This window comes from Streptomyces sp. WI03-4A (assembly GCF_033792105.1).
In the GTDB taxonomy this organism is placed as follows: domain Bacteria; phylum Actinomycetota; class Actinomycetes; order Streptomycetales; family Streptomycetaceae; genus Streptomyces; species Streptomyces collinus_A.
Genome location: NZ_JARAUO010000028.1, coordinates 73539 through 99028 on the forward strand (window position 1 = coordinate 73539; position 25490 = coordinate 99028).

24 protein-coding genes are annotated in these 25490 nt (G+C 73.2%); 10 read left to right on the forward strand and 14 right to left on the reverse strand.

Annotated features, from left to right (window positions below):
- Complete coding sequence (locus tag PV343_RS25750; RefSeq protein WP_319149337.1) at positions 1 to 1422, reverse strand: xylan 1,4-beta-xylosidase; 1422 nt, start codon at positions 1420 to 1422, stop codon at positions 1 to 3.
- 110 nt (positions 1423 to 1532) lie between these two features.
- Between PV343_RS25750 and PV343_RS25755 the strand changes: the two genes are divergently transcribed.
- Both PV343_RS25755 and PV343_RS25760 read left to right on the forward strand, forming a co-directional pair.
- Positions 1533 to 2642, forward strand: coding sequence for a DUF5925 domain-containing protein (locus tag PV343_RS25755; protein ID WP_319149338.1), 1110 nt, complete (start codon positions 1533 to 1535; stop codon positions 2640 to 2642).
- 15 nt (positions 2643 to 2657) lie between these two features.
- Complete coding sequence (locus tag PV343_RS25760) at positions 2658 to 3440, forward strand: DUF72 domain-containing protein (protein WP_319149339.1); 783 nt, start codon at positions 2658 to 2660, stop codon at positions 3438 to 3440.
- Between the two features lie 26 nt (positions 3441 to 3466).
- On the opposite strand, the gene PV343_RS25765 is transcribed toward PV343_RS25760, so the two are convergent.
- The gene (locus PV343_RS25765) at positions 3467 to 3838 is read right to left on the reverse strand and encodes a GntR family transcriptional regulator (protein ID WP_133922831.1); all 372 of its coding nucleotides are present in this window, start codon (positions 3836 to 3838) and stop codon (positions 3467 to 3469) included.
- A 71-nt stretch (positions 3839 to 3909) separates the two neighbouring features.
- Between PV343_RS25765 and PV343_RS25770 the strand changes: the two genes are divergently transcribed.
- Entirely contained in the window at positions 3910 to 4839 is a 930-nt protein-coding gene (locus PV343_RS25770; RefSeq protein ID WP_319149340.1) for a GNAT family N-acetyltransferase, read from the forward strand.
- Positions 4820 to 5320, forward strand: coding sequence for a DUF402 domain-containing protein (locus tag PV343_RS25775; protein ID WP_319149341.1), 501 nt, complete (start codon positions 4820 to 4822; stop codon positions 5318 to 5320). The genes PV343_RS25770 and PV343_RS25775 overlap by 20 nt, the downstream gene beginning before the upstream one ends.
- A gap of 77 nt (positions 5321 to 5397) precedes the next feature.
- Here PV343_RS25775 and PV343_RS25780 read toward each other — a convergent pair whose 3' ends face one another.
- A complete protein-coding gene (locus PV343_RS25780; protein WP_319149342.1) occupies positions 5398 to 6018 on the reverse strand; it encodes a class I SAM-dependent methyltransferase in 621 nt (206 codons plus the stop codon).
- Between the two features lie 135 nt (positions 6019 to 6153).
- Between PV343_RS25780 and PV343_RS25785 the strand changes: the two genes are divergently transcribed.
- A complete protein-coding gene (locus PV343_RS25785) occupies positions 6154 to 6288 on the forward strand; it encodes a hypothetical protein (RefSeq protein WP_319149343.1) in 135 nt (44 codons plus the stop codon).
- A 12-nt stretch (positions 6289 to 6300) separates the two neighbouring features.
- Here PV343_RS25785 and PV343_RS25790 read toward each other — a convergent pair whose 3' ends face one another.
- On the reverse strand, positions 6301 to 6759 hold the full coding sequence (locus PV343_RS25790) for a GNAT family N-acetyltransferase (RefSeq protein ID WP_319149344.1): 459 nt from the start codon (positions 6757 to 6759) through the stop codon (positions 6301 to 6303).
- A gap of 180 nt (positions 6760 to 6939) precedes the next feature.
- Here PV343_RS25790 and PV343_RS25795 point away from each other — a divergent pair, with 180 nt between their 5' ends.
- On the forward strand, positions 6940 to 7965 hold the full coding sequence (locus tag PV343_RS25795; RefSeq protein WP_319149375.1) for a lytic polysaccharide monooxygenase: 1026 nt from the start codon (positions 6940 to 6942) through the stop codon (positions 7963 to 7965).
- A 64-nt stretch (positions 7966 to 8029) separates the two neighbouring features.
- Here PV343_RS25795 and PV343_RS25800 read toward each other — a convergent pair whose 3' ends face one another.
- Together PV343_RS25800 and PV343_RS25805 are read right to left on the reverse strand one after the other, a co-directional pair.
- Positions 8030 to 8902 (reverse strand): esterase/lipase family protein, encoded by an 873-nt coding sequence (locus tag PV343_RS25800; RefSeq protein ID WP_319149345.1) that lies wholly within the window; start codon positions 8900 to 8902, stop codon positions 8030 to 8032.
- 171 nt (positions 8903 to 9073) lie between these two features.
- Positions 9074 to 9520: a MarR family winged helix-turn-helix transcriptional regulator gene (locus PV343_RS25805; RefSeq protein ID WP_319149346.1), complete on the reverse strand. Its 447-nt coding sequence runs from the start codon at positions 9518 to 9520 to the stop codon at positions 9074 to 9076.
- 86 nt (positions 9521 to 9606) lie between these two features.
- Here PV343_RS25805 and PV343_RS25810 point away from each other — a divergent pair, with 86 nt between their 5' ends.
- Entirely contained in the window at positions 9607 to 9981 is a 375-nt protein-coding gene (locus tag PV343_RS25810; RefSeq protein ID WP_319149347.1) for a cupin domain-containing protein, read from the forward strand.
- Positions 9982 to 9997: 16 nt separating this feature from the next.
- Here the strand turns inward: PV343_RS25810 and PV343_RS25815 are convergent, their stop codons facing one another.
- From PV343_RS25815 to PV343_RS25830, 4 genes are all read right to left on the reverse strand, one after another.
- Positions 9998 to 11008 (reverse strand): DNA polymerase thumb domain-containing protein, encoded by a 1011-nt coding sequence (locus PV343_RS25815; protein ID WP_319149348.1) that lies wholly within the window; start codon positions 11006 to 11008, stop codon positions 9998 to 10000.
- Positions 11005 to 14559, reverse strand: a complete 3555-nt coding sequence (locus tag PV343_RS25820; protein ID WP_319149349.1) for a DNA polymerase III subunit alpha — start codon at positions 14557 to 14559, stop codon at positions 11005 to 11007. The genes PV343_RS25815 and PV343_RS25820 overlap by 4 nt, the downstream gene beginning before the upstream one ends.
- A 183-nt stretch (positions 14560 to 14742) precedes the next feature.
- Positions 14743 to 15642 carry a S1 family peptidase gene (locus tag PV343_RS25825; protein WP_319149350.1) on the reverse strand — a complete coding sequence of 300 codons (900 nt, stop codon included), beginning with the start codon at positions 15640 to 15642 and terminating at the stop codon, positions 14743 to 14745.
- A 309-nt stretch (positions 15643 to 15951) separates the two neighbouring features.
- Positions 15952 to 17166 carry a DUF5685 family protein gene (locus tag PV343_RS25830; protein WP_319149351.1) on the reverse strand — a complete coding sequence of 405 codons (1215 nt, stop codon included), beginning with the start codon at positions 17164 to 17166 and terminating at the stop codon, positions 15952 to 15954.
- Between the two features lie 312 nt (positions 17167 to 17478).
- Here PV343_RS25830 and PV343_RS25835 point away from each other — a divergent pair, with 312 nt between their 5' ends.
- Complete coding sequence (locus PV343_RS25835) at positions 17479 to 17916, forward strand: cell division protein SepF (RefSeq protein WP_020939115.1); 438 nt, start codon at positions 17479 to 17481, stop codon at positions 17914 to 17916.
- Positions 17917 to 17955: 39 nt separating this feature from the next.
- Here PV343_RS25835 and PV343_RS25840 read toward each other — a convergent pair whose 3' ends face one another.
- Both PV343_RS25840 and PV343_RS25845 read right to left on the reverse strand, forming a co-directional pair.
- Positions 17956 to 19146 (reverse strand): acyl-CoA dehydrogenase family protein, encoded by a 1191-nt coding sequence (locus tag PV343_RS25840; RefSeq protein WP_319149352.1) that lies wholly within the window; start codon positions 19144 to 19146, stop codon positions 17956 to 17958.
- Between the two features lie 121 nt (positions 19147 to 19267).
- Entirely contained in the window at positions 19268 to 20911 is a 1644-nt protein-coding gene (locus PV343_RS25845) for an MFS transporter (protein WP_319149353.1), read from the reverse strand.
- A gap of 259 nt (positions 20912 to 21170) precedes the next feature.
- Between PV343_RS25845 and PV343_RS25850 the strand changes: the two genes are divergently transcribed.
- A complete protein-coding gene (locus PV343_RS25850; RefSeq protein WP_319149354.1) occupies positions 21171 to 22493 on the forward strand; it encodes a glycosyltransferase family 39 protein in 1323 nt (440 codons plus the stop codon).
- Between the two features lie 261 nt (positions 22494 to 22754).
- Positions 22755 to 23777 (forward strand): phosphatase PAP2 family protein, encoded by a 1023-nt coding sequence (locus PV343_RS25855; RefSeq protein WP_319149355.1) that lies wholly within the window; start codon positions 22755 to 22757, stop codon positions 23775 to 23777.
- A 109-nt stretch (positions 23778 to 23886) separates the two neighbouring features.
- Here PV343_RS25855 and PV343_RS25860 read toward each other — a convergent pair whose 3' ends face one another.
- On the reverse strand, positions 23887 to 24102 hold the full coding sequence (locus PV343_RS25860) for an I78 family peptidase inhibitor (protein ID WP_319149356.1): 216 nt from the start codon (positions 24100 to 24102) through the stop codon (positions 23887 to 23889).
- 338 nt (positions 24103 to 24440) lie between these two features.
- Complete coding sequence (locus tag PV343_RS25865; RefSeq protein WP_319149358.1) at positions 24441 to 25430, reverse strand: YafY family protein; 990 nt, start codon at positions 25428 to 25430, stop codon at positions 24441 to 24443.
- Between the last annotated feature and the right edge of the window lie 60 nt (positions 25431 to 25490).

Consider the following 25490-nt stretch of genomic DNA (forward strand, 5'->3'; position numbering starts at 1 on the left):
TCAGCGGTCGAGCCACTTCACCTCGTACGCGTGCAGGTCGAACCGCTTTCCGTCGACCCGGGCGCTGATCGTGCGGCCGAGGGTGTTGACCACCAGCACCCGCTCGCGGTCGGCGAGGACGCGGACATTGGGCACGTCGTCCGGGGCGACGGACACCGTCTCGTAGCGGGTGCCCGGTCCGAACGCCTCGCCGAACCGTGACAGCAGGGCGTACATGGGCAGTTCGCGTCCCCCGCCGGCGCCGGCCGTGGGCGTCCACAGGCAGCCGGGGCAGTCGGTGCCCCTGGCCTCCTCCGGGTTCCAGTAGAAGCCGGAGGACGCGCCGCCCTCGGCCATGGCGATCAGCCCGGCGGCGTGCACGGCGAGGCGGTGGGCCTCGGACCAGCCGGTGCGCTCGCCCTTGCCGTCGGCGGGCTCCACGTAGTACTCGGCCCACCACAGGGGAAGGCCGTGGGTCTGCCGCCGTACCCAGTCGCCGACCGCGGTGAACTTGGCGGTGGCGGCGAACTCGTCCGGCAGCAGCTCGTCGTCGTTGGTGTAGCTGGAGCCGTCGACGACCACGAAGTCGGCTCCGGCCCGGTGGGCGTTCCAGTAGCGGAAGGCGTCGAGGACCCGCCGGTCCATGGCGCCCCAGGGGCCCTTCAGCGCGTCCGAGGCGTTCCCGTCGCGCGGGTCCAGACTGTCCATGACCAGGTAGGGGCCGCCGACCATGATGTCCTTGTCGACCTTCTTCAGCGCCCGGTAGACGAGGTTGTACATCGTCGTGTAGCCCTCGTAGTCCCAGCGGCCGCGGGCGTTGTTCCAGAAGCCCTTGAACTCGTTCCAGACGACGAAGTGGCGTACGTCGGGATAGCGCCTGGCGACGGTCGCGGCCAGGTCGGCGAAGTCCTGGTAGTGGTCCGGTGTCGGCGCGGTCTCCAGCGCGGACCGGCTCCAGTCGGTGTTGCCGACGCCGGGCCTGCCGCCCTTCATCCAGTCCGGCGAGCAGCACAGCGTGACCACCGGGGTGCCGCCCGAGCGACGGATGAAGTCGATCCGGCGGTCCATCGCCCCGAAGTCGTAACGGCCTTTCACCGGCTCGGGGTTGTCGGCGCCCCAGCCCATCAGCGCCTGGTCCTGCGGCAGCCCGCCGTCCCCGGCGAGCAGTCGCTCGACCCGGCCGACGGCCGTGCCGCTGCCGTCGTCGGCGCTGTACTGGGTGTGGGTGAAGCCCCAGCCCACCTCGGGCCGCGGGGGCCCGGGCGGGGTGGCCGGGGTGCCGTGCACCTTGTCGCCGTCGCGCGAGGTGCCTGCGGTGCTCGGGCCGCTCCCGGGCAGCGTGTTGAGCAGGGTCACCACCAGGGCGAGCGCGGCCGCCCCGACCCCGAGCAGAGCGGTGAGCCGCCACCGCCGAGCCCCCGTATACCACCCATGACGTCCCATCAAGGACAACAGTAACGGCGTACGGCACATACGGGGCAGGTCTTGGGAACACCCGGAACAAGCGGCGGAAATGCCGTGCGCGGGGGGCATCGGTGGCGGATCATGGCGGCATGTCTGCTAACCCACACGACGCTCTGCCGATCCGGCTCCACGTCGACGACTCCGACTCGCCGTCCGACGTCGTCGACGCGCTGTTCCTCGGCCGCTTCGCGACGGGCGAGCAGCCGTACTCGCACGCGGCGAACATCGACCGGGTGCGCTCCGGTGCCACCCTGCTCCCGGACGGCGCCCGGGTGCTGCGGGTGGCCCGCGACGAAGACCGCAGCGCGACCCTCGCCGAGGGCGAGGGCTGGACCCTGCTGGTCTCGCGCTGGAACCGCGGCGCGGACGTCACGGTCACCGCGACCACCGCCGAGCTGGCCAAGACCGTCCTCGACCAGGCCACGGACGGCGCGGCCGACGAGCCGGAACCGCAGCCGGAGAACGTCACCATGGGCTTCTGGTACGTCTCCCCGCGGCGCGGACCGCACCGCACCACCCGGCAGATCTCGGCGGGCACCTGGGAGGAGGTCCGGCCCAACTACACGGCGCCGGTGGCGGACGCGATGGACCGCCTGATGAAGACGACCCCCGAGGACATCGCGGGCCGCCTGCTCCTGCTGCACGGCCCGCCGGGCACCGGCAAGACCTCGGCGCTGCGCACGCTCGCCCGCTCCTGGCGAGACTGGTGCCAGGTGGACTGCGTGCTGGACCCGGAGCGGCTCTTCTCCGACGTCGGCTACCTGATGGACATCGCGATCGGCGAGGACGACAGCACGGGCAAGGGCCGCTGGCGCCTGCTGCTGCTGGAGGACTGCGACGAGTTGATCCGCGGCGAGGCCAAGCACACCGCGGGCCAGGCCCTGTCCCGGCTGCTCAACCTCACCGACGGCCTGCTCGGCCAGGGGCGCAACGTGCTGGTGGGCGTCACCACCAACGAGGACCTGGAGCGGCTGCACCCGGCCGTGGTCAGGCCCGGCCGCTGTCTGGCGCGTATCGAGGTGGGACCGCTGACCCGCCGGGAGGCGATGACCTGGCTGGGCGCCGAGGCCGAGGGGCACGGGGACGCCGTCGGCCGGGACGGCGCGACGCTCGCCGAGCTGTTCGCGCTGCGCCGGGGCACCACGCCCACGTCGGTGCCGGGGGCGCGGGACGGAGCGGACGCGGGGCTGTACCTGTAGTGCTTTGATGGTGTCATGACCTTGTTCGTCGGCACCTCGGGGTGGCAGTACAAGGACTGGCGGGACGTCGTCTACCCGGCGGGCGTCCCGACGCGGCTGTGGCTCGAGGAGTACACACGGCTGTTCGCGACGGTGGAGATCAACAACGCGTTCTACCGGCTGCCGTCCCGGGAGAACTTCGCGGCCTGGCGGGGCCGGGTGCCGCCGGACTTCGTGGTCGCGGTCAAGGCCAGCCGCTATCTGACCCACATCAAGCGGCTGAAGGAGCCCGGGGAACCGGTGGACCGCCTGATGACCCACGCGGCGGGCCTCGGCGACCGTCTCGGCCCGGTGCTCCTCCAGCTCCCGCCGAACCTGCGCGCGGACGCGGCCCTGCTCGACGACTGCCTCGCCCGCTTCCCGCGGGGCACCCGGGTCGCGGTCGAGCCGCGCCACGACTCCTGGTGGACACCTCAGGTGCGGGCGGTCCTGGAGGCGCGGGGCGCGGCGCTGTGCTGGGCGGACGTCCTGGCCCGGCCGGTGAGCCCGCTGTGGCGGACCGCCGACTGGGGGTACGTGCGCTTCCACCAGGGGCGCGCCCAGCCGTGGCCGCGCTACGGCAGACGGTCCCTGGAGACGTGGGTGGACCGCGTGGCGACGACGTGGCCGGACACGGCGGACGTGTACGCGTACTTCAACAACGATCCCGGCGGAGCGGCGGTGGCCGACGCGGTGACCTTCGCGAGGGCGGCCCGCCGGGCGGGCCGCACGGTGACCCGCACACCGACCCACACACCGGAACCGGCCCGCCACGGCTAGGGCGGGTGGCGGCTGCCGGGCGGCGTTCAGTGGGCTTCGTAGGCTGCCCGCAGGGCGTCCCGTACCGCGGCCAGCGCCTCCGGCTCACCGAGACCGAGCCGCCGCACCCGTTCCACGTACGCCTGGGCGGCCAGCGAGGCCTCGCGCTCGGCGGCCGAGCCGGCGGCGGCCACGAACGTCCCGTTGCGCCCGCGGGTCTCGATCACGCCGTCGCCCTCCAGGGCGCGGTACGCCTTGGCCACCGTGTTCACCGCGAGCCCCAGCGACTCCGCCAGCCCCCGCACGGTCGGCAGCCGGTAGCCCACCGGCAGCACGCCGGACCGCGCCTGCTCGGAGATCTGCGCCCGCACCTGCTCGTACGGGGGCGCGCTGTCATCGATACGGATCTTCAGGCTCACAGGGCCGATTGTCCCGCACCCGGGAGAAAATGAGAGGCACCCCGGCATGTCTGCCCGTACGGTGCCTCCTCATGACCGTGATCGTGCGTGATCTCGACCCCGACGCCCCGGCCGACACCGAGGGCTACGCCCGGGTCCGGCAACTCGCCCTGCCGTACATCCTGTTCACCGCCGAGTCGGTCCGTCACCTCGGCACCCACAGCCATCCGGACGCCCACCTCCGCACCCTCGTCGCGATCGAGGACGGCGAGGTGATCGGCGCGGCCGGGGCGTCCCTGGCGCACGACGCCGCGGAGCCGGGCCAGGGGTTCCTCAACGTCTACGTGCGCCCGGACCGGGTCGGCCGGGGCGCAGGCCGGCTGCTGACCCGGGTGGGCGAGGAGCACCTCGCCACCGTCGGCGCGACGAAGCTGTACACCTGGGTCCTCGACGAGCCCGCCAACCGCGCCTTCGCCGAGCGGCACGGCTACACGGGGGCCCGCCCCGCCCACTTCCTCCGCCTCGACCTCGCACACCGCGCACTGCCGCCGCGCCCGGAAATCCCGCCGGGCGTCGAGCTGCGCACGGCCGCCGACTTCGCCGACGATCCGCGTCCGGTGTTCGAGCTGGAGGCGGAGACGGTGTCGGACGAGCCCGGCATGGTGCCCGTGGAGCTGACGGACTACGAGGCCTGGCTGGCGGAGACCTGGCGGCATCCGCTCCTGGACCACGAACTGACCGTGCTGGCGGTCGTCGACGGCCGTCCCGTCGCGCTCAGCATGGCCTGCACCGACGGCGCCACCCGCTACTCCACGTCGATGACCGGCACCGCCCGGCCCTACCGCGGCCGCGGCCTGGCCAAGCTGGCCAAGGTGCACTCCCTGTACCGGGCCCGTGCCGCCGGCATCACCGAGGCCTTCACCGGCAACGACGCCGGGAACGACCCCATGATCGCGATCAACAAGTGGCTCGGGTACGAGATCTGCGCCACGGAGGTGCGCCATGTCCGCGAACTCGGCTGAACCGGCGACCCGGGTGGAGGTCGTGCTGGTCAAGGGCGGCCGTACGAAGATCAGTTACACGGCGGAGCTGCTGCGCGACGACGGCGTCCACGTCCTCGTCCGCGCTCCGTGGGCGGGCGGGGGCGTGCGCGACTTCGGCTTCGTGCGCTTCGAGCCGGGCGACGTGTTCACCGAGCACTACTGGCGGGACCGCTGGTACTCGGTGAAGGAGGTCCGGGCCGGGGACGGCACGGTCAAGGGCTGGTACTGCGACATCACCCGTCCGGCGGCCCTGTCCGGCGGCACGCTGGTGGTGGAGGACCTCGACCTGGACCTGTGGCGCTCCGCCGACGGCGCGGACGTGCGGCGGCTGGACGAGGACGAGTTCGCCGAGAGCGGTCTCGCCGAGACCGACCCGCGGGCCGCGGCGGCCGCCGTCGCGGCCCTGGACGAGCTGGAGGCGCTGGCCCGCGAGGGCGGCTTCGAGGACCTGCTGACCTGAGGCCGCCGGCGCCCGGCCCCTGCCGCCCCGCCCGCTCGTCCCTCCGGCCGGCCACACCCCGCCCGGCATCCGTCCGGCTACACGGTCGCCACCACCGCGTACCGCTCGTCGTCCACCGTCTTCCCCCACAGCAGGGGGTCGTCGGACAGTCGCTCCACGCGCACCCGCCGGGCGACCGGCTCCAGGAGCTCGGTGAGCCGGGCGGCGGGTATGCCGACCGGGCTGAGCGTCCCCCACACGCCCTCGACCAGCACGAACCGGCCTCCGGGGCGCAGCAGCGTCCGCCAGTGGCGCAGGACGCGTGCGGGCTCGGGCAGCGTCCACAGCACGTGCCGGACCAGGACGACGTCGTGCCGTCCCTCCGTCACCGGCGGGGCGGCGGCCTCACCGCGCAGGACCTCCGCGTCCTGTCCGGCGAGCTTGGCGCGGGCCAGCGCGACCATGGCCGGCGAGCTGTCGACGGCGGTCACCCGGTGTCCCTGTGCGGCCGCGAGGAGCGACAGGCTGCCGGTGCCGCAACCGAGGTCGAGGACGTCGCAGGGGTACGCGGGCAGCCACGACCGCAACCGGGCGGCCCAGGCGGCCCGGACCTCGGGTGCGCGCAGGCCGTGGTCCGGCTCGTCGTCGAACGCGGCGGCGGCCGCGTCCCAGTCCACGTCGGCACCCACCGCGACCGTCCGTTCACGTTGGTTCGTCATGGCCCCACAGTGACACCCGCCACTGACAGTCCCGACGTGACAGCCGCCACTGACAGACCCGCGCCGATGAGCAACTCTCCCGGAAAGCGTCTACCACCGTGACCACGCGGAACTCGGTAGGTGAAGGAGGCAGCCATGCGCCGTGTGACCGTGCAGAAGCCCCTGAAGAGGACGGACAGCCGCCGGCTCCGTGAAGAGACGGAGGAGCGCCCGGCGGGGCGCCCGGAGGTGCGCAGGGACGTCGCACGCACCTGGTGGCCCGACGGCTGAGCTGCGGGGCCGTCAGGCGAGCCGTTTGCGGTAGTGGATCCGGTCGTAGGGTCCCTCGACACGGCGTTCGACGACCTCGTAGCCGTACCTCGGATAGATCCGCTGGTTCTCCCACATGAGCGCGTTGGTGTAGAGCCGGACCTCGCCGAGACGCAGCGCACGCGCGTGCGCGTCGACGAAGCGCAGCAGAAGCCGCCCCACGCCCCGTCCATGGGCGTCGGGGCGGACGGCGATGCTGTCCAGGAAGAGGTGGTCGGGGAACGCCTCGACCACGACGAGCCCGACGACGGGCTCTCCGGTGACGAACACCTTCCCGGCGGCCACGTCCGCCGCGTGGTCGGCCTCCATGGGCTGCGGCACCACGCCGATGCGCTCGATGTAGTGCCGGTAGGCCGCGTCGGTCACGTCCCGCACGGCCGGCACGTCGGCCGCGACGGCCGGCCGGGCCCGCTCGCTGAGGTCGTTCGTCATACCGGGAACGCTATCTACCTGAGCGCAGCCTGAGCACGTCCTTAAGCCGACCATAAGGATCTCCTCCGTCCGCCGTGAGCGGGCGATTTCACGGCTTCCCGGGGCTAGCTTCTGATCACCCCACGGGATCCGTCCCCCAGAGCACCGCTTTCCGAGGAGTTCCGCATGCCCGCACTCCGCGTGCCCGCGCACCGCAGGGCCGCCGCCGCGGCCGTCGCCGGTCTCGCCCCGCTCGCGCTGACCGCCCTGGCGTCCGCGCCCGCGTCCGCGCACGGCACGATGGGCGATCCGGTCAGCCGGGTGTCGCAGTGCTACGCGGAGGGCCCGGAGAGCCCCCGGTCGTCGGCCTGCGAGGCGGCGGTGGCGGCCGGCGGCACGCAGGCGCTGTACGACTGGAACGGCATCCGGATCGGCGACGCCGCCGGGCGGCACCGGGAGCTGATACCGGACGGGAAGCTGTGCAGCGCCGGCAACGAGGAGTTCAAGGGCCTCGACCTGGCCCGCCCCGACTGGCCGGCGACGCGCGTGCGCGGCGGGTCGTACACGTTCAAGTACCGCGTGACGGCCCCGCACAAGGGCACCTTCAAGGTCTATCTGACCAAGCCGGGCTACTCCCCCGCCAAGCCGCTGGCCTGGTCCGGGCTGGACCTGGCGCACCCGGTGGCGACGGCCACCGACCCGGCCGCCTCGGGCGGCTTCTACACCTTCTCGGGCACCCTTCCGGCACGCACGGGGCGGCAGTTGCTGTACGCGGTCTGGCAGCGCTCGGACAGTCCGGAGGCCTTCTACTCCTGCTCCGACGTGGACTTCGGCGGCGGCAGCGGCGGCACGGCCCCGGCGCCGAGCGCCTCCGCGCCCTCCGACGAGCAGATCGAGGACGGCGCCGGCAGGTCGACGGTCGAGCACCACGGGCACGGGGACGACGACGCGAGCACGTCCGCGGAGCCGACCGCCACGAGGTCCGCTCGGCCGTCCGGCACGAGGCCCGCGGCGAAGCCCGCTTCGGAGCCGGCCACCACGGCTGCGGCGGCCGGCTCCGTCAACAGGCTGAATGCTCAAGGGACTTCGCGGAACCTGGCCGAGACCGGGGCCTCGGCCGGGACCTCCTACGTCGCCGTCGGCGGTGCGGCGGCGCTGGCGCTCGGCTCGGCCGCGCTGTTCCTCTCGGTGCGGCGGCGGGCGGCGCCCGGCGGCCGTCGCCGCTGAACCCCGCCCGGCAGCGTTCCGGGGCCTGTCCGGCGGCTCAGGCCGGACAGGCCCCGGCGGCGGCTCAGCTGAAGGCCGAGGCGCAGGTGGTGGCGGTCGCGTGGGCCGGGTCTAGCGCGTTGGCCACCTCGTGGAAGGCGATCCGGTCGAAGAGGCCGATCGCCACGTGCTCGGACAGGTCGAGCGGACACAGGTCCTGGAGCAGGACGTTGTGGACGTCCCCGCCGCTCAGGTACTGGCTGCGCCAGGGGGTGGCCACCTCGTCGTACCTGGTGGCGATGACCGTGTAGTGCACTCCGGGGACGGTGTCGCCGCCCTCGTTGAGCTTGGTCAGGAACGCGGAGCCGGTGATCTGGTCGGCGAGGCCGGGGGTGGTGGCCTTGATCAGGTCGCCGGCGCCGGGGAAGTACGGCAGCAGGTGGGTGAGGCCGTCGAGGTCGGTGCCGTGGTTGTCGGGGGCGAGGCCGACGAGGGCGTTCACCTTGGCGGCACCGCCGAGGAACTTCAGGTAGTAGCGGGGCATCATGCCGCCCTGGGAGTGGCCGACCAGGTCGGCCTTGGCGGCTCCGGTGGCGGAGAGCACCTGGTCGACGAAGTCGGAGAGCTGCTGGGCCGACTTGTCGATGGGGCCGAGGCCGTGGAAGAGCGGGACGCCCGGCAGCTGGCCGTAGTCGACGGAGTAGACGCAGTATCCGCGGGTCTTCAGATACGGGGCCAGGGACAGCCAGTTGTCGATGGAGTTGCCCAGGGTGCCGTGCACCAGGACGACCGGGCGGGGATGGGCGGCGGAGGGCTTGCAGGCGTAGTCGTTCCAACCGCTGCTTGTGGCGGTGGCGGTGGCGGTGGAGGCGTGGGCGGTGGCGGCGGGCACAGCGGCGACTGCGGCGGTCAGGAGCAGCGCGGTGAGGGGTCTGAGCACTCGCTTCCAGGGCAGCATCGGGTGATCTCCTTGCGGCTCAAGGGGAGGTGCGACGGCCTAACCCTGTGATCCGGATCACGAGGATGCTGTTCACTCGTCAAGTTACGGGCGAGTAGCCCAGGTGTGAAGTTACGCGTCAGTAAAAACTTCCAGTGATAACCGGAATGCCCTTCGACCACTGACGGACCGTCACCAGGCAGGCCTGACCGGACCGTAGGGCGCGAGCCGCAGCAGGCGCTCCCGCAACACGCGCACTTCACCCTCACCCAGCAGTTCGACCCATCCCCCCACGACCTCGGCGGCCGCCGCCTCGGCCGCCCGGGTGCACTCCCAACCCCGCCCGGTGAGCACGACGAGACGGGCCCGCGCGTCGGCGGGGTGCGGCCGCCGCTCGGCGTACCCCTTGCGCACGATCTCGTCGACCAGTTGGCTCGCCGCCTGCTTGGTCACCCCGAGGTGGACGGCGAGGTCGGTGACGGTGGCGCCGTCCGGCGCGAGCCGCGCGAAGGCGAAGCCGTGGGCGGGCCTGACGTCCGTGAAGCCGCGCGCCACGACGCCGTCGTTGATGCGTTGCGTGAGGTCGCCCGCGACGGCGAGCAGGGCGGCGGACAGGGCCATGGCTTCGGAGTTCTGCACGTACGCATTGAAACACTCTTGACGAATCGGTCAAGCAGCTTGACCATATAGTCAAGCAACTTGACTACTACCTCCGAGGAGTCCCCTTGCCCGTCATCCGTTCGTCCGAGGCCGTGACCCACGAGATCCACGGCGCCCGCTTCGTCTCCTACGCCACCCCGCTCACCGGCAGCAGGGAACTCTGCGCCTGGCGCGGGGAGATCCCGCCCGGCACCAAGGCGCCCGCTCACACCGTGAGCCGGGAGGAGATCTTCCACCTGCTCGTCGGCGAACTGCTGATCGGCCTCGACGGGCACACCGAGCGGATCTCCGCCGGCGACACCGTGATCGTCAACGCAGGTGCGGCCCTGACCGTCGAGAACCCGACCGACCACACCGCGATCTCCTGGGTCACCACCTCGGTCGGCCTGGAGGCGCTGCTGGCCGACGGCACGCGCATCACACCGCCGTGGGCCAACTGAGCCGGGCGCGGGCGGATCACGCCGCCAGCGTCCCCGGCATCACCGCCCGCGGCCCGAACTTCGCGCGGGCCCGGTCGGCGACCTCCTCGATGCGGCGGACCTTCTCGTCCACCGGGTCGAAGGTGAGCTGGTGGGAGGCCTGGTCGGCGGGGACCAGGCCCTCGGCGCGCAGAGCGAGCGCCCGGACCCGGGCGCGCTGGAGGCCGAGCGCCCCGTACAGGTCGTAGGCCGTCCTCGTCAGGGCCGCCGAGTGCGCGGTCGGCTCCCTCAGGGTGCGGCTGCGGGTGGTCGAGGAGCGGTCGGCGTAGCGCACGGTGAGCGTCAGGGTGCGGCACACCTTCGCCACCGCGCGCAGCCGGGCGCCGATCTCCTCGGCCGCCGACAGCAGCGCCCTGCGGTGCCGGTCGGGGTCCAGCTCGTCGAGCCCGAAGGGGCGTTCGGCCGCCGGCAGGGAGGCACCCGCCCGGGCTCGGCCGAACGCCCGGGGCAGGGAACCGGCGTTCGGCACGACCCGGCCGCGGTCGACGCCGGCGGCCTTCTCCCGCAGTTCACGGCCCGCCCTCGCGCCGATCAGCCGCTGGAGCGTGGACAGCGGCGCGGCGGCTACCAGCCCCAGGGTGTCCAGGCCGTACTCGCACAGGGTGCGGGCGGTCGCCGCCCCGACGCCGGGCAGCACGGACACGGACCGGCCGGCCAGGAACTCCGCGACGGCGTCCGGTCCCCCGGGCACCACACGGGTCACCCCGGGACGGGCGTCACGCAGGGCGATCCGGGCCAGCATCGGGCCGGGACCGGCGCCGATCACGCAGTCGACGCCGTGCAGCGCGAGGGCGCGGACCCGGATCACCGAGGCCAGCTCGACGGCGTCGCGCCCGAAGTACCGCTCGGCGCCCCGGAGATCGGCCAGCGCCCCGTCCGGGGGCAGCGCCTCCACGACCGGTGTGAACTCCTCCAGCAGCGCGAGCAGTCCGGGCAGGGCCTCCTCGTGCGGCCGCGGCTGCTGGAAACGTACACAGAGAATGGTCATCCCGCGCTCCCCGGACTCTGGTGCCACAACTTCCTTCCCACCGCGGGCCCTTCGCCCGCGGGGCGCAGATCGGCCCAGGGGTGCATCTCGTACCCCGTGGGCATGCGGATGGTCCGGTCCTGCATCGGGTCGCGGGCCGCCGAACCGGCGGGCCGGGGCAGTCCGTCCGAACCGGCGACCCGGGCCCGGGACGGACCCTCGCCGTCCTTCTGCGCGGAGTCCTGCCCGCCGCCGGGCGCCCCGGCCAGCCGGGCCGCGACCCCGTCGAGCCCTTCCGCGCGGCGCACCTCGAGCAGTTCGGCGAGGTTCCAGGCGGCGGAGCCCACCACGCTCAGGCTGCGCGGGCCGCGCCGCTGCACCACCCCGCGCACCAGCAGCAGCCAGGAGTGGAAGACCGTGTGGGCGCAGGCGTCGTGCGAGTCGTCGAAGAAGGCGAGGTCGACCAGGCCCGTGCCGTCGTCCAGGGTGGAGAAGATGACCCGCTTGCCGGACCGGATCGGCGGGGTCTGGGTGGCCGCCTTGGCGCCCGCGACCAGCACCGTCTCCCCGTGCCGGGCCTCGCGCAGCCGCCGCGCCGACAGCACGCCCAGCTCCTTGAGGAACTCCCGGTGGTCGTCCATCAGATGGCGTGAGGCGTCCATGGAGAGCACGCCCAGCTCGGCGCTGAGCCGCTCCGCCGAGGTCAGGTCGGGCAGGCCGGCCGGGGCGGTCTGCCGGCCCCCGGCAAGCGGGAGCTGGCCCCCGCCGCCGCCCCGGGCGCCCCGGTGCAGCTCGGTCAGGTGCAGTTGCAGGTCACGGCGGTTGGCGCCGAACGCGTCCAGCGCGCCCACCTGGGCCAGCCGCCCGGCCAGCGGACGGCTCGGGCGGGCCCGCTCCCAGAAGTCCAGCAGGGAGGCGTACGGCTGTCCGTCCGCGATCCGCCCGGCCTCGGCCTCGCTGATGCCGTGCACGTCACTGAGGGCGAGCCGCAGCCCCCACACCCCTGATTCGGACACCAGTTCGATCCGGTGATGCACTCCGGACACGTTCACGTCCAGCGGCAGGATGGGCACCCCGCGCCGCCGCGCGTCCGCGAGCAGCAGCCGCTTCGGGTACATCCCGGGGTCGTGCGTGAGCAGCCCGGCGTAGAAGGCGGCCGGGTGGTGGGCCTTCAGCCAGGCCGACTGGTAGGTCGGCACGGCGAACGCGACCGCGTGCGCCTTGCAGAAGCCGTACGAGCCGAAGGCCTCGACGATCTCCCAGGTCCGCCGGATCGTCTCCGCGTCGTACCCGTGCGCCGCCGCGTGCTGGGCGAACCACACCTTGATCCGTCCCTGCGACTCCGGGTCGGACAGCCCGCGCCGGATCCGGTCCGCCTCGCCGCGCCCGCAGCCGGTCATGACGGCGACGATGTCGATGACCTGCTCGTGGAAGACGACGACCCCGTACGTGCCCTTCAGCGCCTCCTCCAGGTCCGGGTGCGGGTAGCGCACGGGCGCCCGCCCGTGCCGCGCCTCGATGAACGGCCGGACCATGTCGGCGGCGACCGGTCCCGGCCGGAAGAGGGAGATGTCGACCACCAGGTCGTGGAAGGTGCTCGGCTGCAGGCGGCCCACCAGGTCGCGCTGGCCCGGCGACTCGATCTGGAAGCAGCCCAGCGTCTCGGCCGACTGGATCATCCGGTACGTCGCCGGGTCGCCCGGCGCCACCGCGTCCAGGTCGATCCGCTCCCCCGTGGCCCGCTCCACCTCGGCGGCCGCGTGCGCCATCGCCGACTGCATCCGCACGCCCAGCACGTCCAGCTTGAGCAGGCCGAGGTCCTCCACGTCCTCCTTGTCGAACTGCGCCATCGGCAGGCCCTCGCCGCTGGTCGGCACCACGGGCGTACGGGCGAGCAGGGAGGCGTCGGACAGGAGCACCCCGCACGGGTGCATGGCGACCCCGCGCGGCAGGGCGTCGAGGGCCTCGACCAGTTCCCAGAGCCTGCCGTACCTCTCCTTCTCTCCCGCCAGCGCCTTCAGTTCGGGCAGTTCCTCCAGCGCCGCACGGGCGTCCCTGGCCCGGATGTGCGGGAAGGACTTGGCCACCCGGTCGATCTCGGCCGGGTCCATGGACAGGGCGGCCCCCACGTCCCGGACGGCGTGCCGGACCCGGTAGGTCTCGGGCATGGAGACGGTGGCGACCCGCTCGGTGCCGAACCGGCCGATGATCGCCCGGTAGACCTCCAGCCGGCGCGCGGACTCCACGTCGATGTCGATGTCGGGCAGGACCACCCGCTCCTTGGACAGGAAGCGTTCCATCAGCAGCCCGTGCTCGACCGGGTCGGCGTGCGCGATGCCGACGAGGTGGTTGACGAGGGAGCCGGCGCCGGAGCCGCGGGCGGCCACCCGGATCCCCATCTCCCGTACGTCGTCGACCACCTGGGCGACCGTGAGGAAGTAGGAGGCGAAGCCGTGGTGGGCGATGATGTCCAGCTCGTGGTGCATCCGCTCCCAGTACGCGCGGCGGCCGGCGTAGCCCAGCCGCACCATGCCCGCCGCCGCCCGGGAGGCGAGCGCCCGCTGGGCGGTACGGCGGCCGGCGCCGACGAGGTGCGGCTCGGGGAAGTGGACGGTGCCGATGCCGAGGTCGTCCTCGGGGTCGACCAGGCACTCCGCGGCCGTGACCGCGGTCTGCTCCAGCAGCCGGCGGGCGGTGTCGCGCCGGTAGCCGGCCGCCTCCACCACCCGCTCGGCGACCCGCAGCATGGCCTGCGCGTCCTTCAGCCAGGCCGTGCCCGGGTCCAGCTCCTTGCGGGGGTCGATCGGCACCAGCCGGCGGGCCGCGTCCAGGACGTCGGCGACCGGCCCCTGGCCGGGGTCGGCGTACCGGACGGCGTTGCTGAGGACCGGCCGGACCCCCTGCTCGGCGGCGAAGCCGACGGTGCGGGCGGCCAGCCGCAGGGAGCCGGGGCCGGTGCCCTCACGGCCGTGGCAGACGGCCTCGAGGCGCAGCGCGCCGCCGTAGACCTCGCGCCAGGGGGCGAGCAGCCGCGCGGCGCGGTCGGGCCGGCCCGCGGCCAGCGCGCGCCCCACCTCGGAGCCGGGGCCGAGCAGCACGGTCAGGCCGTCGCCGTGGTTGGCGTCCCAGGGCAGCACGGGCACACCCCCGCCAGGACCGACGGCCGTGCCCCCGCCCGACCCGGCAGCCGCACCCCCGCCCGGCCCAGCCCTGTGAGCCGCCGTGACGAGCCGGCACAGGTCGGCCCAGCCGCGAGCCCCGTCCCGGGCGAGGAAGGTCACCCGGGGGGCCGACTCGTCCACGAAGGCGCCGCCGCGCACCGGGGTGCGGCGGCGCTCAGGGCGGGGGGCCGCCGGCTCGGCCACCGCCAGGTTCACGCCGAACAGCGGGCGGACCCCCGTCCCGGCGCAGGCCTTGGCGAACCGGACCGCGCCGGCGAGGGTGTCACGGTCGGTGAGGGCGAGGGCGCCCATCCCCCGCTCCCCGGCGCGCTCGGCCAGCCGCTCCGGGTGGGAGGCGCCGTACCTCAGGGAGAACCCGGAGACGGTGTGCAGATGCGCGAAGCCCGGCACACACACCTCCACGACTCACGAACCCCGTCCGACTCTCGAACATCTGTTCCCAAGCCCACCATACCCCCATTCCCGAACAAGTGTGCGACATCCGCTCGACCGCCCCCCACCTGCGGAAACACCGGCACACAAGCGGGCCCCCGCACGCGTCGCGCGTGCGGGGGCCCGCCGGAGCCGTACCCGTCAGGGAAGGGTCACGCCGTAGTAGCTGAGCGCCTCGGTGACCGGCTGGAAGAACGTCGTGCCGCCGGAGGAGCAGTTGCCGCTGCCGCCCGAGGTCAGGCCGTAGGCCGTGGACCCGGAGTAGAGCGGGCCGCCGCTGTCGCCGCCCTCGGCGCACACCGTGGTCTGGATCAGGCCGGAGACGACGTCACCGCTGCCGTAGTTGACCGTGGCGTTGAGCGCGGTGACCCGGCCGCTGTGGGTGCCGGTGGTGGAACCGCGCCGGTAGACGGTCGTCCCCACGGACGGGGTGGCCGCGCGGCTGATGGTCTGGCTGCCGACCGCGCTCGGGTGCGCGATCGAGGAGTTGGTGTACCGCACGAGCGCGAAGTCGTTGCCCGGGAAGCTGTAGCCGACGTTGGTGCCCAGCACCGTGGAGTGGTTGGAGTTGCTGTACCAGGTGGAGGCGACCTCACCGCAGTGTCCCGCGGTCAGGAAGTAGTACGTGCTGCCGCTGTGCACGTTGAAGCCAAGCGAGCAGCGGTAGGAGCCGCCGTAGATGGCGTCGCCACCGGTGATCAGCTTGTTGAACTTGCCCGCGGTGTGCTTGATGGTCAGCGCGCCCGAGTCGGCGCCGGCCTGCCGCTTGATCCTGGCGATCTCGGCCTTGGACACCGTGCTGTCCACGGTGACGACGACACGGTTGGTCTTGCTGTCCACCGCCCAGGCCGTGCCGGGTACGTCGGCGTCGAGGACGGAGTCGCTCGCCTTGGTGAGCTGGGTGGCGCTGAACGTGTGGGCCTCGCCGGCGTTCGCGGTGGGGGCGGCGAACGCGGCCGCGGCCAGGAAACCGGTCGCCACGGCGATCAGCCGGGTCCGTCTCGCCGTGCCGCTGCGGGGAGTGGTGCGCTTGATCCTCACGTTTCGTTCCCTCCCAGGGAGAGTCGGGGGGCCCGCGTGGGGTCGGGGCCCGTGAGGCGCAGCCAGGGACGGCCCGGAATCCCCGGATATTCATGCCCCTGACAAGCGCTGGGGGGAGTATTCGGCCGAACGGCCGGTCGGCACAAGGGCGCCTTTCGGCCGTGCAGCGTTCAACCGTCCGCCCGCACAGGGGCCTTGACTTCTCCGGACGGGAGGCCGGATCGGCTGGTATTCACACCGCCGCCCCGCGCCCTCCCGCACCGGGGATGTCCGGAATTCGTCCCTCCGGATGATCCAGGTCCCGTCCGCTCAGCAACTGTCGCAGGGGCAGCAGCAGTCACAGCAGTCGCACCCTTCACAACAGTCACCACAGCCGGCGCAGCCGTCACACCCGCCGCACCCGCTACAGCCGTCGCAGTCGCAGTTCCGGCAGCAGCCCTCGCGCTTCTTCCGGGACCAGGGGCCCTCGTACTCCTCGGCGCAGCACATCCGGCAGGTGCAGCAGAGCAGCAGGAACGCCCCGCACCCGGGCAGCAGGGCGCGCGGCACCCTGGGCTTGTGCGGCAGGTGCGGCCCGCCCGGCCCGAACGACGCGTAGGGGTCGGGCCCGGACACCGGCCCGTGCGCGGCGGGTCCCTGCCCGGCGGACCCGTGCGCGGCGCAGGCCGGCAGCGTGCCGAAGGCGCGGTCCACGGAGCGCCGGAGTTCGTGCACGAGCAGCAGGTGGGCGAGCCGGCCGTCGGCGAACTCTGCCTCCCGCAGGGCGAGCCGGATGCCATGCAGGGCGTCCCCGGCGAGCCTGCGGGCCTCGGTGAGGGAGGTGCCGGTCGCGGTGAGCGGGTTCCAGGCGCCCGAGAGCGCGTCGGCCTCCCGGTCCTCCACGGCGTCCAGCAGGTGGGCGAGCCGCCCGAAGAGCCGGCCGGCCTCGGCGAGCGGGCCGGCGTTGCCCGGCCGCCCCGCCAGCACCGCGGTGTGCGCGAAGGCGGCCGCGGTGGCGGTCTCGGTCGGCTCGGTGACCGTCAGCAGCGGGGTGCCGAACCCGGCCAGTGCCTCGATGCCGGTCTGCCGGTCGACGGCGTCCAGCAGGACACCGGTGTCGAACCCGACCGCCGATCCGCCGCGTTCTCCGGCCCGCCCCCAGCCGGCCGCGACCCGGCGCGCCGCCGCCGCCACCGGTCTGCGGGCCAGCAGCCCGTCCCGGTCGGCGACATGGTCGCGCACCTTGGCGGAGGCGAGGACCAGCGAGACGGCGGCGGCCAGCCGCGCGCCCTCGCCCTGCGCGACGGACGCGGTCCGCATCCCGCGCAGGGCGCACGGGCCGGCCGTGCGCCGGGACCCGCCCGCCAGGCCCGCCTGAGCCTCTGTCAGAACCGATAGGAGAAGCCCGTCGTAGTTCGTCACAATACGGGCGAACTGTCCATGATCACGACGCAGTGCCAGGCAGAGTCCGCACAAGTGCGCCGTCCACTGGGCCTTGAGGCCCTCCCCCAGCCGATGGCCGCACGGCCTGACGATTCCGAACACGACGATCCCCCGTGATGCGTGGTGACGTTGAGCCGGGGCATCGTATCGGCCGACTGTCAGCTCGTATCAGGTCACGCGTTCACCCGTACGCACCGTGCATCACCCGTCCGCCAACGACAATCATATTTCACTCACAGTCAGCAGCCGTATGAGTCGCGACCCTTGGGGCACAAGGACTCTCGACGGATCCGCTGTGCACCAGTACCGTCACAAACCCCCCGCGCGGCGTCTATCCACTTGGCGCGCCGTCCGCATCATGGATGACCATAGGGATGCGGAAAGCAAGAAGGACCGCTGTGAGAGGAGGCGTCCATGGGATCGGTACGCAAGGCGAGTGCGTGGCTCGGCCTCGTCGACGACAACGATGACGAGCGCTACTACGACGACGACTACTCCGAGGGCACCGGGTCCCAGGACGCCTGGGTCACGGACCCCCGGGTGAAGGTGGCCACGGACACGGCCGAGGAGAAGGGCCGCCGCATCGGCACGGTCACGCCGGACAGCTTCCGGGACGCCCGCGCCATCGGCGAGCTGTTCCGGGACGGTGTCCCGGTCATCGTGAACCTCACCGCGATGGAGCCGGCCGACGCCAAGCGCGTCGTCGACTTCGCGGCGGGCCTGACCTTCGGCCTGCGGGGCACGATCGAGCGGGTGGCCACCCGGGTCTTCCTGCTGACACCGTCCAACACGGAGATCGTCAGCGGCGAGCCGGCCAAGCACCGCGAGGACGGCTTCTTCAACCAGAGCTGAGGCAGGGCCGCTCCCCGGCCCTGCCTTCCCCCCGGGGGCTCACCGGAAGGCGTCGAGCCCGGTGAGCGCCTTGCCCAGCACGAGCTGGTGCATCTCGACGGTGCCCTCGTACGTGAGCACCGACTCGAGGTTGGTCGCGTGCCTCATCACGGGGTATTCGAGGGAGATCCCGTTGGCACCGAGGATCGTCCGCGCCGTACGGCAGATCTCGATGGCTTCGCGGACGTTGTTGAGCTTGCCGAAGCTGATCTGCTCGGGGCGCAGCCGGCCGGCGTCCATCCGCCGCCCCAGATGGTGGGCGAGCAGGATCCCCTTGTGCAGCTCGACCGCCATGTCGGCGAGCTTGGCCTGGGTGAGCTGGAAGCCGCCGATGGGCCGCCCGAACTGCTCCCGGGTCCGCGCGTACCGGAGCGCCGCTTCGAAGCTGCTGCGCGCCGCGCCCATCGAGCCCCAGACGATGCCGTAGCGGGCGTGCGAGAGGCAGCCGAGCGGTCCGCGCAGACCGGTGACCTCCGGGAGCACGGCGGTGGCGGGCAGCCGTACGTCGTCGAGGACGAGTTCGCTGGTCACGGACGCGCGCAGGGACCACTTGTGCTTGATCTCGGGCGCCGAGAAGCCGGGGCGGTCGGTGGGCACGACGAACCCGCGGATGCCGTCCTCGGTCTGCGCCCAGACCACGGCGACCCCGGCCACGGACCCGTTGGTGATCCACATCTTGCGGCCGTTCAGGATCCAGTCGTCGCCGTCGCGCTTGGCGTGGGTGCGCATCGAGGCGGGGTCGGAGCCGTGGTCGGGCTCGGTGAGCCCGAAGCAGCCGATCACCTCGCCGGCCGCCATCCGCGGCAGCCACTCCCGCTTCTGGTCCTCGCTGCCGAACCGGTGGATGGCGTACATGGCGAGGGAGCCCTGGACGGAGACCAGGGACCGGATGCCGGAGTCGGCGGCCTCCAGCTCCAGGCAGGCCAGTCCGTACTGCACGGCCGTGGCGCCGGCGCAGCCGTATCCGGTGAGCGACATGCCGAGGGCGCCGATCCCGCCGAGTTCGCGCGCGAGGTCCCGGATGCCGGGCAGCTCGCCCTTCTCGTACCAGTCGGCGACGTACGGCAGCACACGGTCGGCGGCCCAGGCGCGGACGGTGTCCCGGATCGCGAGGTCCTCCGGGTCCAGCAGGTCGTCGATGCCGAGCGGGTCGGCGGCATCGAACGGGGGCAACTTCGCGGACGCGGACATGGAACACCCTCCGGGACACTGGGGCACGCTGCGGCGCGCTGCGCACGGGAAAACTAGCAGCGCTAGTCACGACTCCGCAGCCGACGTTACGGTGCAGTCTCCCGCACGTCCAGAGCGGGGGTCAGGCCGACACCCGTGGCTGCACGGCCTCCCGCGGTGAGGGCAGCCCCACCTCGGCCGCGCGCTCCGCCGCCTCGCCCGACCCGACCTCCGCGGTCTCCTCGCCGCACTGCATGACCCGGGGCAGCCGCAGCGCCATCACGGCGCCGAGCAGCAGCAGGCCCGCGCTCACCAGCAGGGTGACGTGCAGTCCGTGCACGAAGGAGTCCCGGGCGGCCCGGCGCAGCGCGGCCCCGGCGGACCCGCCCAGCCGGCCCGCCACGTCATAGGCCTCGCCCAGTGAGTGGCCGGCCGCGGCCGAGGCGCGCGAGGGCACTCCGGGGACCGAGGCGAGGCCGGGGGCGTAGGACGCGTTCATCACGCTGCCCAGCAGGGCGATGCCGATCCCGGCGCCGAGCTGGTACGACGTCTCGCCGATCGCGGCGGCACCGCCGGCCTGCTCGGCGGGCGCCTCGCTCAGCATCGACTCGTACGCCCCGAAGAGCGTGGTCTCCAGACCGAAGCCGAGGAGGACGAAGCCGAACAGCAGCAGGCCGGCGTCGTCGGTGCCGCCCATCGCCGTCAGGGTCAGGACCGCGGCGGCGGTGAGGCAGAAGCCGAAGCACACCATCCGGCGCGGCCCGAAGCGGCGCAGCATCCGCGCGCCCGCGAGGCCGGCCGCCATCGCGGCGACGGTCAGCGGCAGCAGTCTCAGGCCCGTCTGGAGCGGCGAGAGACCGAGGACCAGCTGGAGGTACTGCGCCGCGATCAGTTCGAGGCCCACCAGCGCGAGCATCGCCAGCACGATGCAGCCCACCGAGGTGCTGTAGGCGGCCCGGCGGAACATCCGCAGATCGACCAGCGGGTGCGCGCACCGCCCCTGGCGGCGCACGAAGAGGACGATCAGCGTGCCGCCCAGCAGCAGCGGCACCAGGGTCAGCAGGCTCGCCACCGGCTCACCGCCGCCGAGCCGCTTCACCCCCAGCACCACTCCGAACAGTCCGCCCGCCGCCATCAGGGCGCCGACGACGTCCCAGGGACCGTCGCGGTCGCCGCGCGACTCGGGCAGCAGCAGCCGTCCGACGGGCAGGCTGACCAGCATCAGCGGGATGTTGACGAGGAAGACCGAGCCCCACCAGAAGTGCTCCAGCAGGAAACCGCCGAGCAGCGGCCCGACCGCGGCCCCGACGGCCGCGACCGCGCTCCAGATACCGATGGCCAGAGCGCGTTCGCGCCGGTCGGGGAAGACCTGGCGGAGGATCGACAGGGTGGCGGGCATGATCATGGCGCCGCCGACGCCGAGCAGCGCGCGGGCGAGGATCAGCGTCTGCGCGCTGGGCGCGAGGGCGGCCACCGCGGAGGCGACGCCGAAGAGGGCGTAGCCGAGCAGCAGCACGCGCCTGCGGCCGATCCGGTCGCCGAGGGTGCCGAAGAGGATCAGCAACGAGGCGCAGACCAGCGGGTAGACGTCGACGATCCAGAGCAGCTCGATGGCACCGGGCCTGAGATCCTCGGTGACGGCGGGGACCGCCACGTGCAGCACCGTCGCGTCGAGGGCGACGAGCAGCAGGCTGACGCAGAGGACGACGAGGACGACCCAGCGGTTGGCACCGGCCGCGGGCGCCCGACGGAGCGGCCGTACGGCAGCCGTGGTCGTCCCGGACATGTACGTACCTCCCAGATGATCCCTCGCGTGCGGCGGATCGGCGGGGTGGGGATCCCCGTCGTACGGCCGGAGAGGAGCGGTGTCCCCGGCCCGCGCAAACCCACGCAGGTGACTCGTCAGCGTACGCGAGTCCGCCGTGGGGTCACGTGGCGGACCTCTCACACGCGGGACCCAACCCGTGTGGCGTACGCCACCCCGCACGGCCCTTGTCACGCCCCGGCGACCGGGGCGGTTCCGCGGCCGGTCGATAATCGAGCCCGTGACCGACCTTGCGACCCGCGTGGCCCCGCCCCGCACCCCATTCCCCCGCCGGGCCGCCCCGGCCCTGCTCGGGTACGTGGGGGTGCGCGCCCTGGGCCTCCTCGTGCTGGCCGGGTGGAGCGCGGCGCGCGGCAAGAGCGCCCACACGCTGCTCACCGCGCGCTGGGACGCGCTCTGGTACACCCGGGTCGCCGACCTGGGGTACGGCTACGAGGTGCGGCTGCCGAACGGCGACGTCCACTCCAATCTCGCGTTCTTCCCGCTGCTGCCCTGGCTGGAGCGACTGCTGCACACGGTCGCGCCGCTGTCGTACGCGGACGCCGGCCTCGTCGTCTCCGTGCTCGCCTCGCTCGCGGCGGCCGCCGGGATCTTCGCGGTCGCGGAGCACGTGTACGGCCGCCGGGCCGGGGTCTGCGCGGTGCTGCTGTGGGCGGTGCTGCCGGTCGGGATCGTGCAGTCGATGGCCTACAGCGAGTCCTTGTTCACGGCGCTGGCCGCGTGGTCGCTGTACGCGGTGCTGACCGGCCGGTGGGTGACCGCGGGCGCACTGGCGGCGCTGGCCGGGCTGACCCGGCCGGTGGGGCTCGCGGTGGTGGCCGCGGTCTGGACGGCCGGCGTGATCTCTTTCGTGCGCTACCGAAGCGCCCGGGACGCGCACGGCGCGCACGACGGCGGTCGCGCCCCCGAACCGGCGGACGAGGTGCGCGCGGGGCGGTCGGCGCACAACGGGAGCGCGGACGAGTCTGCGCACGCCTCTTCCGCGTCGTGGGGCGCGCCGGTCGCCGCGCGCGCCTCCGTGTCTTCACCTCCGCCCCTGCGGTCACTCCCGTCACTCATCACCGGTCTGCTCATCGCCCCCTTGGGAGCCGCCGGTTACGTCCTGTGGGTCGGCCACCGCACCGGCAAGGGCCCGCTCGGCTACCTCGACGTACAGGCGGGATGGCGCAACGGGTTCGACGGCGGGTACGCCTTCGCCCGTTTCGTCGCCGACAAGTTCACGTCGTTCCCGTCGGCCCTCGCGGGCGCGGGCCTGATCGTCGGGGTGGCCCTGCTGATCCGGCTCTACGTGGCGTGCGTACGCCGGCACCAGCCCGTGGCGCTGCTGGTGTACACCGGCGTCGTCCTCGCGCTCGCGCTGTGCGCCTCCAGCTACTTCGGGTCCAAGCCGCGGCTGCTGATGCCCGCCTTCCCGGTGTTGTTCCCGCTCGCCCAGGCGCTGGCCGGGATCCGGACCTCAAGGGCGGTACTGGTCACGGCCGGTGTGGCGGCGGCGAGCGCGGTCTACGGGGCGTTCTGGCTGAACGGCTCCGGACCGCCGTGATCGGCGCCATGACCGGCGCCATGATCGGCTCCGGCGGTCCGTGACGCTCCGGAGAATTCCACACCAGGACCGGGTGAACGAATTCATAAGGGCGATATAAACAACACCCGGCATGATCAAAGGAATTGCACGAAGCACTCTCACCGGATTGCCGAATCCTGTGAATTCTGACCTCTCCTGAGAGGTTTCCCACATCACATCGTCATCACAAAGACCCTGTTTCGACCGGGAACACACCTCACCCGCTGTAACGTCGATTGGGTGCGTACCGAACGAAACCTGACCCGGCGTCTGGACCGGGTCTTCGCCAGACTCGACCGTGAGCCGGAACGGCCGGCCCACATCGATGTGCCGAGGATGAGCCGGCACCGGGTCGTGCTGTTCACGGCGACCCTCGCCTTCTACCTGGCGATCGTGTGGGCCGTCGTGATCAGCTCCTGGCTGGTCCGGCTCGACTGGCAGGTCATGTTCTTCCGGCCGTACCAGCAGTGGCCGCAGATCCACGCCTTCCTCGACTACTACGTGGTGCTCGGCCAGCGCGGCCCCACCGCCGTGATGGTCGCGGCCTGGCTCGGCTGGCGCTCCTGGCGGCAGCACACGCTGCGCCCGCTGCTGACCCTGGCTGCCTCCCTGCTGCTGCTCAACGTCACGGTCGGTGCCGCCAAGCTCGGCATGGGGCGGCTCGGTCCGCACTACGCGACCGTGATCGGCTCGAACGAGATGGGTCTCGGCGGCGATATATTTCCCAGCGGCCACACCGCCAACGCCGTGGTGACCTGGGGAATCCTGGCGTATCTGGCCTCCAGCCCGAGGGCCCGCCGCTGGCTGTCCGCCGTGTCGGCGGTCACCTCGCTCGGCGTCGGCCTCACCACCGTCTACCTCGGTACGCACTGGCTGAGCGACGTGCTGCTGGGCTGGGCCGCGGGGCTGCTGATCCTCCTCGCCCTGCCCTGGTTCGAGCCCCTGGTCACCCGGGCCGAGACCGGGCTCTTCGTGCTGCGCGACCGCTGGCGCGCCCGCCGCGGCCGCACCGTGCCCGTGCCGGCCGTGCCCGTCACCCCGGTGGTCCTCAAGCCGCGGACCGCCGCCGACCAGCACGCACCGGCGCGCGAGCCGGTGGCGTCGGTGCGCGGCTCCCGGGCGCCGATCCACCTGGCCCCCGGTCCGCACACGGCCCGTTCGGAGCGCACTCCGGTCACCCCGGCGGGCAGCCGCCGACCGCCGCACGCCGACCGCGTGCCGCGCGGCACCTCCCAGCCGGTCCGCCCGCTCACCGGCGGCTGACCGGCCGCCACGGCCACGGGGCCCGGTACGCACCACCCGCCCCCGCGTATGACGAAGGCCCCGCTCCCGGTTCCGGGAGCGGGGCCTTCGTCATACGCGTGCGGACGGGTCAGCCCTTCCAGGCACGCGCCACCCGGCCGTCGCGCACCTCGAAGTTGAGCCGGCCCACCCGGTACTCCATGGTGATGATCGTGCCCGGCGGCAGGGCCCTCACCGTCGACCAGCCGCGCTGCCGGGCGAGCCGCTCTGCGCCCTGGGCGTCGAGGCCGACGTACGCGTCCGGACTGTCCTGGGGCTCCGCCGGCGGAGTGGGATTCGATGCCATACGGCCACGCTAGGCCGCATCGCCCGGTGACGGAAGCGCAGCCCGTGATCGGCACACCGTCCGCCCCCGGTCACACTTCTGTCACAGCTTCCCGACACCGGATACCGTCGAACTGCGTCACACGTACGGGGGTTTCCCTTCACCGAACGCGGGTATTCGAACAGAATTTCCGCGCCCCGGAGCGTACCCCCGGAATATCCGACGGGAAGCGCCAGGGCGCGGATCGCGGCCGGTTCGGAACTTGTTTTCCCGTGGAATCGGGCGGAATCGGCCACCCTGCCGAGGGAACTGACGCCGCATGGGAAATAGCCGGATTCCGCACCCGCCCCGCGCGGGCGTCAGCCCGCGGCCGGCCGTGCCGTGCTCCGGTCCAGAGCGGCGTCGAGGCGGTCCCGGAGCGTCCTGACGGCCTCGGTCAGCCCGGCCGGCTCCAGCACCTCGAAGGGCAGGCCCAGCAGCATGATGTGAACGACCATCACGTCCAGGTTCGGTGCCCCGCTGCGCAGGACGCAGGCGTGCTCCCCGTCGGCCTCCAGCGTCCCGGCGGACGGCGAGACCCGCTCGGCGGCCTCGTGCAGCGGCACCAGCAGCCGGACCGCGGAGTGGGTGGCGTACGCGCGCGTGGAGACGCCCTGCGACACATGGGCGGCGAGGTCCTCGGCCGGCCCCTCGCGCGGGGTGAAGCGCGGGCCGTGCGGCGGCTTCGGCGTGATGCGGTCGACGCGGAAGGTCCGCCAGTCCTCCCGGTCGACGTCCCAGGCGACCAGGTACCAGCGCCGCTCGGTGCACACCAGCCGGTGCGGCTCGACGGTGCGGCGGCTGGCGACGCCCTCGTGGCTGCGGTACTCGAAGCGCAGCCGCTCGGCGTCCCGGCACAGGTGGGCGAGCTCGGTGAGCAGGGCCGGGTCGACGGGGGACACCGGCGGGCCGCTGCGCAGCATCGGCACGGTGAACGCGTTGAGCGCGCTCACCCGGTGCCGCAGCCGGTCCGGCAGCACCTGCTCCAGCTTGGCGAGGGCGCGCACGGAACTCTCGCCGATGCCCTCGATGCCCTGCCCCGCCGCGGTGCGCAGGCCCACCGCCACGGCGACGGCCTCGTCGTCGTCGAGCAGCAGCGGGGGCAGCCGGGCACCCGCGCCGAGCTGGTAGCCGCCGCCGGTGCCGGGGCTCGCGTTGACCGGGTAGCCCAGCTCGCGCAGCCGGTCCACGTCCCGGCGGACGGTGCGCGCGGTGACGCCGAGCCGTTCGGCGAGGTCGGCCCCCGACCACTCGCGGTGGGCCTGGACGAGCGAGAGCAGACGCAGCAGCCGTGCCGAGGTCTCCAACATGGGCCGAGTCTGCCAGCCGATGCGGACAGCCGCTGTCCTCGTCGGGACAGCGGCTGCCGG

Bases quoted from the DNA above. Each gene is read 5' to 3' on its own strand.
- PV343_RS25780 (WP_319149342.1), bottom strand. From the start codon at position 6,018: ATGACGAACCAACGTGAACGGACGGTCGCGGTGGGTGCCGACGTGGAC.
- PV343_RS25750 (WP_319149337.1), bottom strand. From the start codon at position 1,422: ATGGGACGTCATGGGTGGTATACGGGGGCTCGGCGGTGGCGGCTCACC.
- PV343_RS25790 (WP_319149344.1), bottom strand. From the start codon at position 6,759: ATGACGAACGACCTCAGCGAGCGGGCCCGGCCGGCCGTCGCGGCCGAC.
- PV343_RS25775 (WP_319149341.1), top strand. From the start codon at position 4,820: ATGTCCGCGAACTCGGCTGAACCGGCGACCCGGGTGGAGGTCGTGCTG.
- PV343_RS25755 (WP_319149338.1), top strand. From the start codon at position 1,533: ATGTCTGCTAACCCACACGACGCTCTGCCGATCCGGCTCCACGTCGAC.
- PV343_RS25860 (WP_319149356.1), bottom strand. From the start codon at position 24,102: ATGGCATCGAATCCCACTCCGCCGGCGGAGCCCCAGGACAGTCCGGAC.
- PV343_RS25815 (WP_319149348.1), bottom strand. From the start codon at position 11,008: ATGACCATTCTCTGTGTACGTTTCCAGCAGCCGCGGCCGCACGAGGAG.
- PV343_RS25865 (WP_319149358.1), bottom strand. From the start codon at position 25,430: ATGTTGGAGACCTCGGCACGGCTGCTGCGTCTGCTCTCGCTCGTCCAG.
- PV343_RS25770 (WP_319149340.1), top strand. From the start codon at position 3,910: ATGACCGTGATCGTGCGTGATCTCGACCCCGACGCCCCGGCCGACACC.
- PV343_RS25845 (WP_319149353.1), bottom strand. From the start codon at position 20,911: ATGTCCGGGACGACCACGGCTGCCGTACGGCCGCTCCGTCGGGCGCCC.
- PV343_RS25835 (WP_020939115.1), top strand. From the start codon at position 17,479: ATGGGATCGGTACGCAAGGCGAGTGCGTGGCTCGGCCTCGTCGACGAC.
- PV343_RS25800 (WP_319149345.1), bottom strand. From the start codon at position 8,902: ATGCTGCCCTGGAAGCGAGTGCTCAGACCCCTCACCGCGCTGCTCCTG.
- PV343_RS25840 (WP_319149352.1), bottom strand. From the start codon at position 19,146: ATGTCCGCGTCCGCGAAGTTGCCCCCGTTCGATGCCGCCGACCCGCTC.
- PV343_RS25760 (WP_319149339.1), top strand. From the start codon at position 2,658: ATGACCTTGTTCGTCGGCACCTCGGGGTGGCAGTACAAGGACTGGCGG.
- PV343_RS25785 (WP_319149343.1), top strand. From the start codon at position 6,154: ATGCGCCGTGTGACCGTGCAGAAGCCCCTGAAGAGGACGGACAGCCGC.